Source organism: Streptomyces sp. 5-10, assembly GCF_014712245.1.
In the GTDB taxonomy this organism is placed as follows: Bacteria; Actinomycetota; Actinomycetes; order Streptomycetales; family Streptomycetaceae; genus Streptomyces; species Streptomyces violaceusniger.
In genome coordinates this window covers 1-9,299 of sequence record NZ_JACVYG010000120.1, presented here as the reverse complement: position 1 = coordinate 9,299, position 9,299 = coordinate 1, and the positions used below count along the sequence as shown (strand labels likewise).

Here is a 9,299-nt window from a genome sequence, read left to right as displayed (position 1 = left end):
CGCGGCGGAGGCCGACCGGCGGTGCGGCCGACTGGCGGCGGGGCTGGGCCGGGCGGGCCGACGGCCCGGCGTGGCGCGGCGGTGGCGGGCCGACGGCGGGTCCGCGTCCATCGAGTTCCTGGGGTTTCTGCCGGTCCTGATCCTGGTCGCGCTCGCCGCCGTACAGCTCGGCATCGCCGCGTACGCCGCGCAGCAGGCCGGGACCGCGGCGCGGGCGGCGGCGCGTACGGCGTCGCTGGACGAGCCGCGGATCAGCCCGCAGGCCGCCGGGAAGGCGGCGATCAGCGGGTGGCTGGCCGACGGGGCAAGCATCGGCAGCGGGGGCTGTGGGGGCGGGGAGGCGCAGGCCACCGCGACCGTGGAGATCCCCTCCGTCATCCCCGGCTTCGATTTCGGCAGCGCCGAGAAGAGCGCCACCATGCCCTGCGACGAAGGGGACACCGGAGACGGCGGCGTGGCCCCCGCCGCGATGGGAGGCGAACGATGAGCCTGCGGGCCCGTATCACCGCGCCCGAGGGGCCCGGCGAGGGCAGCGGGCGCCAGGACGGGCACCTCGTCTCCGTCTACCGCGCCAAGCTGCTGGAGGAGATCGACCTCGCGGAGATGTCGTCGCTCTCCACCGCCGAGCGCCGCTCCCGCCTGGAGCGCGTGCTCGGCCACATCATCAGCCGCGAGGGCCCGGTGCTGTCCACCAGCGAGCGCTCCCAGCTGATCCGCCGGGTGGTGGACGAGGCGTTGGGCCTCGGGGTGCTCGAACCGCTCCTCGAGGACGCCTCCATCACCGAGATCATGGTCAACGGCCCGGACCAGATCTTCGTGGAGCGCGCGGGCCGGGTCGAGCTGGTGCCCGTCCGCTTCGCCTCCGAAGAGCAGCTGATGCAGACCATCGAGCGCATCGTCTCCACGGTCAACCGCCGCGTGGACGAATCGAATCCGATGGTCGACGCCCGGCTCCCCTCCGGTGAGCGCGTCAACGTGATCATCCCGCCGCTCGCCCTCACCGGCGCCACGCTCACCATCCGCCGCTTCCCCCGCGCGTACACCCTCCACGAGCTGATCGGCATGGGCACGCTGGACGAGCAGATGCTGATGCTGCTCGCGGCGCTGGTGCGGGCCAAGTTCAACGTGGTGGTCTCCGGCCCCACCGGATCCGGCAAGACCACGCTGCTCAACGCGCTCTCCGGGCTGATCCCCGACGGGGAGCGCATCATCACCGTCGAGGACGCCGCCGAGCTACAGCTCCAGCAGACCCATGTCATCCGGCTGGAGTCCCGGCCGCCCAACGTCGAGGGCAAGGGCCGGATCACCATCCGCGACCTGGTCCGCAACTCCCTCCGGATGCGCCCCGACCGCATCATCGTCGGCGAGGTGCGCGGCGGCGAGACCCTGGACATGCTCCAGGCCATGTCCACCGGCCATGACGGTTCGCTGGCCACCGTCCACGCCAACAGCGCCGAGGACGCGCTGATGCGGCTCCAGACGCTCGCGTCCATGTCGGACGTGGCGATCCCCTACGAGGCGCTGCGGGACCAGATCAACAGCGCCGTGGACTGCATCGTCCAGCTCGTCCGGCACGCCGACGGCTCGCGGCGGATCAGCGAGATCGCGCTGCTCGACAGCCACGGCCACGAGTCGTACCGCATCGCCACCGTCTGCCGCTTCGACGCCCAGCCCATGGGCGCGGACCGGGTGGTGCACGGGCGGTTCGGCTACTTCCCGCTGCCGGAGCGGGTCGCCGAGCGGCTGCGGATGGCCAGCGAGTCGGTGCCGCCCGCCTTCGGCGTGGCCGCCTTCCCGGCGCAGCTGGCCACCCGCGCGGCCGGGTACGACCCGTACGACCGGCCCCCACACGACCGACCCTCGTTCGACCCCAGGGACCGGAGGTAGCAGGGCCCATGGACCATCTCGCGACGGCCGCCCTCGGCGCGACGCTGGTGTGCGGCGCGCTGGGCGTCGTGGGCGTGCACACCTACGTGCGCGGCAAGGAGCAGCAGCGCGCGCTGATCGACCGGCTGTCGGAGACCGGCCCGCTGCCGGGCACCGCCCGCGCGCGCCGCTTCTCGGGCGTCGACCGGCGGCTGCGCACCACCTCCCTGGGCCGGAGGCTGGAGCTGCGGCTGGCGGCCACGGGCCTGGAGATCACCCCGGGGGAGTTCTTCGTCTACACGGCGGGGGTGGCGGCCGGGCTGTGGGTGATCGCGGCGTCCTTCCTCGCGGCGTTCTTCGGCCCGATAGCGGCGGTGGTCGCCGTCTGGGGGTCCTTCGCGTTCCTCAACTGGCAGCGCCAGAAGCGGATAGAGCGCTTCATCAACCAACTGCCCGAGCTGTCGCGGATCCTGGCCAACGCCACCCAGGCCGGTCTCGCGCTGCGCACCGCGCTCGGCATGGCGGCGGACGAGATGGAGGCGCCGGCGGGCGAGGAACTGGCCAAGGTCGCGGCCAAGCTGGCGGTCGGCCACTCGATCGACGACGCGCTGGAGGAGCTGGCCGAGCGGCTGCCGTCCCGGGAGCTGGTGGTGCTGGTCACCACGCTGGTGCTGTCCAACCGCGCGGGCGGGACCGTGGTCAGCTCGCTGCGCAACCTCACCCAGACGCTGGAGGAGCGCAAGGAGACCCGGCGGGAGGTGCGCACCCAGCTCTCGCAGGTGACCGTCACCGCCTATGTCGTACCGCTGCTGGGGATCGGGACGCTGCTGCTGATGAACCGGATCTCGGCCGGTTCACTGGACCGGATGACCTCGTCCTTCTGGGGGCAGGCGGCGGTGGTCGTGGCCTTCGGCCTGTACGGGATCGGCTTCTTCCTCATCCGCCGCATGTCCAAGATCGACGTCTAGCGAAGCCAGGTAGAGGGGACTTGAGGGAGATGGCACTGCTGCTGGCGCTGGCGGCCGGTCTCGCGGTGGCGGGCATCGCCTACGGCATCGCGCTGTACCGCAGCGAGGCCAAGCTGCCCAGCGATCTGGCCGTGGCCCTGGAGGTCGGCTCCAGCCGGACGACCGCGGTCGGCTCGGCCGTCGACCGGCTGGGCATGCGCTACGCCCCGCTGGTGCTGCGGCTGATGGGCGAGAAGCGGGTGGCCCGGGTCCGCCGCCGGATCGATCTGGCGGGCAATCCGGGCGGTCTGACGGTGGACCGCTACGCGGCCCGGCGGGCGGTCTACGGGGCGCTCGGCTTCGTCGGGGCGCTGGTGATGCTGCTCAGGGGGCAAGTCCTGCTGGCGCTGCTGCTGGTGGCGTTCGGGCTGTTCTGGATCGAGGTGGGCATCTGGGCGGCGGTGCGCGAGCGCAAGGACGCGATCGAGCGGACGTTGCCGGACTTTCTGGACGTTCTGGCCGTCGTGGTGAGCGCCGGTTTGAGCTTCCGTCAGGCCCTGGACCGGGTGGCCGAGAAGTATGAGGGCCCCTGGGCGGATGAACTTCGCATCACACTTCGGCAAATGGACATGGGCGTCAGCCGCCGCCAGGCGTTCGAGGAACTACGTAAACGTAATGACTCAGAACAGGTGGCGCAGTTCGTCACCGCCCTTCAGCAGGGCGAGGAGCTGGGCGCTCCGATCGTCGACACGTTGATCGCCATTGCGAACGACATGCGCCGTACGGACGCGCAGAACGCCCGGCGGCGCGCGGCCCGCGCGGTGCCGAAGGCGACCATGGTCATCACGACCTTCATGGTGCCCGGAACCATGGTGTTGCTCGTCGCGGGGTTCTTCATCGGCTCGGGCACCGACTTCGGCTCGGTGACCGGGGACTGACGGTCTCTTTTAGGTGAAGCTCCTTCGCGGTTGCAATTGAATGTGGGACAGTCGTCGACGGAGAACTCCTCGGTGCCGGGAGGGGGTGAGACGGATGCGCGGTCGGGGTTGGCCGTCACGTCCACGGTTCGAACGTGGTGAACGGGGAAGGCAATGCTTCCTAGGGCACTGTTCCGAGACGGCTGTTTCGGCGTACTTTGCTCGTGTCGCGAGCGACACCACGGGGGTTGAGTCGCCGGACCACAGAGGGACGGCAGCCCATGGAGGGGAACACAATGGGGAAGCGCGTCATGCGGAACGATCGGGGACAGACCTCGATCGAATATCTGGGCATCATCGCCGTGGTGGTGGCCATCGTGCTGGTCTTGTCGACCACGGACTTCGGCAGCATGATCGCAAACGCCATCTCCGACAAGATCTCACAGGTCGTCGGCATCTGACCGGTCCCGTGACAGCGCGCCGAGATCTCAGGAGCGACGCGGGGCAGGCATTTCCGATCTACATCACGGCGGTGGCGGGCCTGCTCTTCCTGGCGCTCGCCCTCTTCGCCGTCGGCCAGGCCGGAGCCACCCGCAACGGCGGCCAGACCGCCGCCGACGCGGCGGCCCTCGCGGCCGCCCAGGACTACCGCGACCAGCTGCGCAAGGGGTTCCTGGAGGCGATCGCGAACGGCAGCGCATGGGACGACCTGCTGGACGGACGGGGACTGGGCGGCACCAACGCCTGTGACCAGGCGCAGTGGTTCGCCGACCAGAACGGGGCGGATGTGACCGACTGCCGTGGGCCCGACTTCCTGCCGACGTCCTTCACCGTCACCGTGAAGACGCACAAGCCCGTGGGCAAGACCGTCATCCCCGGCACGGAGAGCAAGTACGGGGAGGCGACGGCGAAGGCGGTCGTCACCCCGCGCTGCACGGCCGAGCCGCCCGCCCCGCCGACCGAGCGGCCCGACGACGGCGGCGGCGAGGGCGACGGCGGCGGCAGGGGTGGCGACGGTGACGGCGGTAAGGACGACGGCAAGGGCGGCGACGGCGGTAAGGACGACGGCAAGGACGACAAGCCGCCCATCGACCTCCTCTGCGACGGGACCGACCTGACCATCGACCCGACGCGTCTCGATCTCTTCCCCGACGCCAAGGACCTCTTCTCCGTGCACCTGGCCGACTGACGGCCGACTGACGAGCGAACGAAGAGCAGAAGAGCAGCAGAGCAGCAGAGCAAAGGACAGCGAGCGATGAGCATTCGGCACACGACGAAGGCCCGGAGGGGGGCCGCCGCGACGGCGCTCGCCGCGGCCCTGGCCCTCGCCGTGGCCGGGTGCGGCAACGGCGACGGCGGCAAGAAGCCCGACGACGCCGCGGGCCGGACGTCGACCGCGGGCAAGGACAACGGCGACGAGCAGGAGCCCGCGGCCGACTCCTCCAAGACCATCGGCGAGATGAAGGGGCCCGGCGGGGTCGTCGTCACCCTGCACTCCGCGGTGCGCGACGACGGCGGGTTCGTGACCGTGAACGCCACCGTCACCAACCGCGGCAGCCGGCTCTTCAACGCGATCGACTGGCGCTCGAAGGAGACCGAGGTGAAGTCCCTGTCGTCCGTCTCCGGCGCGTCCCTGGTCGACGAGAAGGGCAAGAAGCGCTATCTCGTCCTCCGGGACACCGACGGCCAGTGCCTGTGCACCACGGGGCTCTCCGGGATCAAGCCCAATGAGAGCCGTCCGCTGTTCGCGCAGTTCCCGGCCCCGCCGAAGAGCGTCAAGGAAGTCGACTTCCAGATCCCGACCATGCCGTCCGTCAGCATCACCCTCTCCGGGTGAGCCGCGCCATGACACCGCAGACGACGGCCCGCCCCGCGCGCCGCGGCCCCGTGCTGGCCGCGCTGGCCTCCACCGCGCTCCTGGTCACCCTCACCGCCCCGGCGCCGCCCGCCCACGCCGACAGCGGCCCCGGCGCGCCCGCCGACACCACGCCGCCGGTGAAGATCGACGCCAAGGACTCCGATCTGAGGATGCCCGAGGGCGCCAAGCTGGCGCCCGGCCGGGTCCTGGACATCAAGTCCGTGGTCGAGACGGACGACGGGGACGAGCGGCGGGAGGACACCAACGCCAAGGTGAAGTTCGCCCTCCAGGCCGAGGTGCTCTTCGGGAAGGACAGCGCGAAGCTGGGCGGCGACGCGCGGGCCCGGATCAAGGAGATCGCCTCCGAGGCCGAGCGGCAGAACGCCAGGAGCGTCCGCGTCTTCGGCTTCACCGACGACCTGGGCTCCGCGGGCCACGGCATCGCGCTGTCCAAGCAGCGGGCCAACGCGGTGCAGCAGGCGCTCGCCGAGGACCTGGACCCGTCCGTCAACTACGAGATCCGGGGCTACGGCGAGCAGTACCCGATCGCGGACAACGCGACGGAGGAAGGCCGCAAGCGCAACCGCCGAGTGGAGGTCAGCTTCCCCAGAACCGCCTGACCTGCGGATTTTCCCCTCCCCGCCCCTTCCCACAACTGCTCCTCCGCCCCACCCCCGGGCGGGCCTCTACCCCGGCCCAGGCTCTGCCCCAGGNCCCCGGGCGGGCCTCTACCCCGGCCCAGGCTCTGCCCCAGGCCCCGGGCGGGGGTTGTGTCCCTGGCTCCGGGCCGGGGCTGCGTTCCGGGCTCCTGGCTCCGGGCGGGGGTTGTGTCCCTGGCTCCGGGCGGGGGCTGTGCCCCTGGCTCCGGGCCGGGCTGTGCCCCAGGTCCCGGCTCGGGCTGCGCTTCAGGCTCCGGGCCGGGGCTGTGTCCCAGACCCCGGGCGGGGGTTGTGTCCCTGGCTCCGGGCGGGGGCTGTGCCCCTGGCTCCGGGCCGGGCTGTGCCCCAGGTCCCGGCTCGGGCTGCGCTTCAGGCTCCGGGCCGGGGCTGTGTCCCAGACCCCGGGCGGGGGTTGTGTCCCTGGCTCCGGGCCGGGGCTGCGTTCCGGGCTCCTGGCTCCGGGCGGGGGTTGTGTCCCTGGCTCCGGGCGGGGGCTGTGCCTCAGGCTCCGGGCGGGGGTTGTGTCCCAGGCCCCGGGCGGGGGGCTGTGCCCCAGGCTCCGGCCCGGAGCTGTGCCCCAGACCTCGGACCGGGGCTCCGCCCCTCCCCGTGCGGCTCCGCCGCGTGGTGGGGCTTCGCTTCAGGGCTCGGGGTCCAGGGGCGGAGCCCCTTGTATCGGGAAGGGGCGGGGAGGGGAGCAGCCCGCCGCAGGCGCCAGGTGCCGCATCATGGGTGTGTTGATCGCACCCTTCGCCGGAGTCAGTTCTGAGTACCGCCGTCGCCGAGACCCTTGCCGTCGCCCTGCTCCTCGGCGTACTGGCTTTCGCGGTGGTACGCCCCCGTGGTCTGCCGGAAGCGGTCGCGGCCGTGCCCGCCGCCGGGATCGTGGTGGCCGTCGGGGCGGTCTCGCCCGCCCGGGCCTGGGCGGAGGCCCGGGAGCTGCTGCCCGTCGTGGGCTTTCTGGCCGCCGTGCTGCTGCTGGCCCGGATGTGCGCGGACGAGGGGCTGTTCGAGGCGGCGGGACAGGCCGTGGCGCGGGCCTGCGCGGGCCGTACGGACCGGCTCCTGGGCGGGGTGTTCGCCGTCGCGGCCGCCGTCACCGCCGTGCTGAGCCTGGACGCCACCGTGGTGCTGCTCACGCCCGTGGTGTTCGCCACGGCGGCCCGGCTCGGGGCGCGGTCCCGGCCGCATGTGTACGCCTGCGCCCATCTGTCGAACTCGGCGTCCCTGCTCCTCCCGGTCTCCAACCTCACCAATCTGCTCGCCCTGGAGGCCGGCGGGGTCTCCTTCACCCGGTTCGCCGTGCTGATGGGGCCCGCCTGGCTGGTGACCATCGGCATCGAGTACCTGGTCTTCCGCCGCTTCTTCGCCGACGATCTGGCCGCCGGGACCAGCGAGCCCCCGCCCGCCGACTGGCCCCGGGTGCCGGTCTTCGCGGTGACCGTGCTGCTGCTGACCCTCGCCGGGTTCGTCGGGACCTCGCTGGCGGGCCTGGACCCCCAGTGGGCGGCCTGGGCGGGCGCCCTCGTGCTCACCGTAAGGGCGCTACGGCGCCGCCGGACGACCGTAAGGGAGGCGGTCGGCGCGGCCGGGCCGCTGTTCTGCCTGTTCGTGCTGGCGCTCGGGGTGGTGGTCCAGGCCGTGCTGGCGGGCGGCCTCCAGGAGGCGCTGGGCCGGGCGCTGCCCACCGGGGCGAGCCTGCCCGCGCTGCTCGGGATCGCGGCGGTCGCGGCGGTGCTGGCCAACCTGATCAACAACCTGCCCGCCGTGCTGGCGCTGCTGCCGATCGCCTCCGGGGGCGGCCCCGGGCCCGTGCTCGCCGTACTGATCGGCGTCAACCTGGGCCCCAACCTCACCTATGTCGGCTCCCTGGCCACCCTGCTGTGGCGGCGCATCGTCCACCGCTACGAACCGGAGACCGGCTCCGACCTGGGGGTATTCACCCGCCTGGGGCTGCTGACCGCACCGGCGACCGTGGTGGCCGCGACGGCGGCGATGTGGGCGATGCTGAGGGCCACGGGAAGCTGAGGTCACCGGAAGCCGAGGGGCATCGAAAGCCGTGGGGCATCGAAAGCCGTGGGGCATCGAAAGCCGAGGGGCCGCCGCCACGGCGAAACGTCGTGGCGGCGGCCCCTCAGCCTGTCAGCCTGCTGTCAGGATTCGATCCAGTTGTGCGCCTGGGCGATCTCGATGACCCGCCTGCGCACCTGCTTGATCTGGTCGGCGGTCAGCGTGCCGCCGACCTCGACCAGCGCCTCCGTCAGCTCCTGCCGGAACTCGGCGACCGACAGCACATCGCACATCGTGTCGTCGCCGTCCGGCCCGGCGGAGGGCCGTACGACCGGCGCGGCACGCTCGACGATGCGCACCTCGGAAGCCTTGGGCCCCTTGTCGCCGTACTCGGGAACGAACCGCACCTTCGACCCGGGCTGGAACAGGTGCTTCTCGTCCAGCAGGTCATTGGCGTGCATGAAGACGTCCTCGCCACCGTCGTCCGGAGCGATGAAGCCGTAGCCGCGGAATTCGTCGAAACGCAGAATCTTGCCCGTGGTCGTCACCGTGCTTACCCCTACCCCTATACCTCTACCTCGATGATCTCGACCGCGATCGAGGGTGTCTCAACCATGACCGATCGAGGGTGCCCCAACCATGGCACCGGGACGTCAGCGTACAGAAGGAGGCGGCGGCGTTGAAGGGCCGGGGGTGATCACGACGCGCACGCCCCGCCGCACGCCCCAGCGCTCCAACGCGCCCGCCTCCGCCTCCAGCACATGGCGGGACCGCAGCCGGGGCCGCCCGAGCCGCCCGGGGCGCAGGGTGTGGACGTCCAGGACGGTGAGCCGCCGGTCCAGATAGGCGACGTCGATGGCGAACCGCATCCGGAAGGTGTGCACCCCGCTCGCCGGGGTGAGCAGGAGCGCGCCGGTCAGCCCGTCCCGGCCGAGCAGCCCCCGGGCGCGGGCGCGGTAGGAGGCGGCGATGGTGAGCGGAATGCCCTCCGCACGCCCCCCGCCCTCCGCACGCCCGCTGCCCTCCGCGCGCCTCGCGCTGC

The 9,299-nt window shown here is 72.2% G+C and carries 11 protein-coding genes; 9 read left to right on the top strand and 2 right to left on the bottom strand.

Annotation, left to right across the window (positions count from 1 at the left end):
• Window positions 1–70: 70 nt before the first annotated feature.
• The 9 genes from IEJ02_RS47130 (at window position 71) to IEJ02_RS47090 (ending at window position 8,275) form a co-directional block, all read left to right on the top strand.
• Window positions 71–487: a TadE/TadG family type IV pilus assembly protein gene (locus IEJ02_RS47130; RefSeq protein ID WP_191070406.1), complete on the top strand. Its 417-nt coding sequence runs from the start codon at window positions 71–73 to the stop codon at window positions 485–487.
• On the top strand, window positions 484–1,887 hold the full coding sequence (locus IEJ02_RS47125; RefSeq protein ID WP_191070402.1) for a TadA family conjugal transfer-associated ATPase: 1,404 nt from the start codon (window positions 484–486) through the stop codon (window positions 1,885–1,887). The genes IEJ02_RS47130 and IEJ02_RS47125 overlap by 4 nt, the downstream gene beginning before the upstream one ends.
• A gap of 8 nt (window positions 1,888–1,895) precedes the next feature.
• Entirely contained in the window at window positions 1,896–2,834 is a 939-nt protein-coding gene (locus IEJ02_RS47120; protein WP_191070401.1) for a type II secretion system F family protein, read from the top strand.
• A 29-nt stretch (window positions 2,835–2,863) separates the two neighbouring features.
• Entirely contained in the window at window positions 2,864–3,751 is an 888-nt protein-coding gene (locus IEJ02_RS47115) for a DUF5936 domain-containing protein (protein WP_191070405.1), read from the top strand.
• Window positions 3,752–4,041: 290 nt separating this feature from the next.
• On the top strand, window positions 4,042–4,191 hold the full coding sequence (locus IEJ02_RS47110) for a hypothetical protein (RefSeq protein ID WP_162496074.1): 150 nt from the start codon (window positions 4,042–4,044) through the stop codon (window positions 4,189–4,191).
• 8 nt (window positions 4,192–4,199) lie between these two features.
• Window positions 4,200–4,919 carry a pilus assembly protein TadG-related protein gene (locus tag IEJ02_RS47105; protein WP_191070400.1) on the top strand — a complete coding sequence of 240 codons (720 nt, stop codon included), beginning with the start codon at window positions 4,200–4,202 and terminating at the stop codon, window positions 4,917–4,919.
• 66 nt (window positions 4,920–4,985) lie between these two features.
• Window positions 4,986–5,567 (top strand): hypothetical protein, encoded by a 582-nt coding sequence (locus IEJ02_RS47100; protein WP_191070399.1) that lies wholly within the window; start codon window positions 4,986–4,988, stop codon window positions 5,565–5,567.
• An 8-nt stretch (window positions 5,568–5,575) separates the two neighbouring features.
• The gene (locus IEJ02_RS47095; RefSeq protein ID WP_191070398.1) at window positions 5,576–6,208 is read left to right on the top strand and encodes an OmpA family protein; all 633 of its coding nucleotides are present in this window, start codon (window positions 5,576–5,578) and stop codon (window positions 6,206–6,208) included.
• Between the two features lie 804 nt (window positions 6,209–7,012).
• Complete coding sequence (locus IEJ02_RS47090; RefSeq protein ID WP_191070404.1) at window positions 7,013–8,275, top strand: SLC13 family permease; 1,263 nt, start codon at window positions 7,013–7,015, stop codon at window positions 8,273–8,275.
• 125 nt (window positions 8,276–8,400) lie between these two features.
• On the opposite strand, the gene IEJ02_RS47085 is transcribed toward IEJ02_RS47090, so the two are convergent.
• Both IEJ02_RS47085 and IEJ02_RS47080 read right to left on the bottom strand, forming a co-directional pair.
• Entirely contained in the window at window positions 8,401–8,805 is a 405-nt protein-coding gene (locus tag IEJ02_RS47085) for a cold shock domain-containing protein (RefSeq protein ID WP_137979341.1), read from the bottom strand.
• Window positions 8,806–8,910: 105 nt separating this feature from the next.
• On the bottom strand, window positions 8,911–9,299 hold a 389-nt coding region (locus tag IEJ02_RS47080), incomplete at its 5' end, for a DUF192 domain-containing protein (RefSeq protein WP_223865592.1).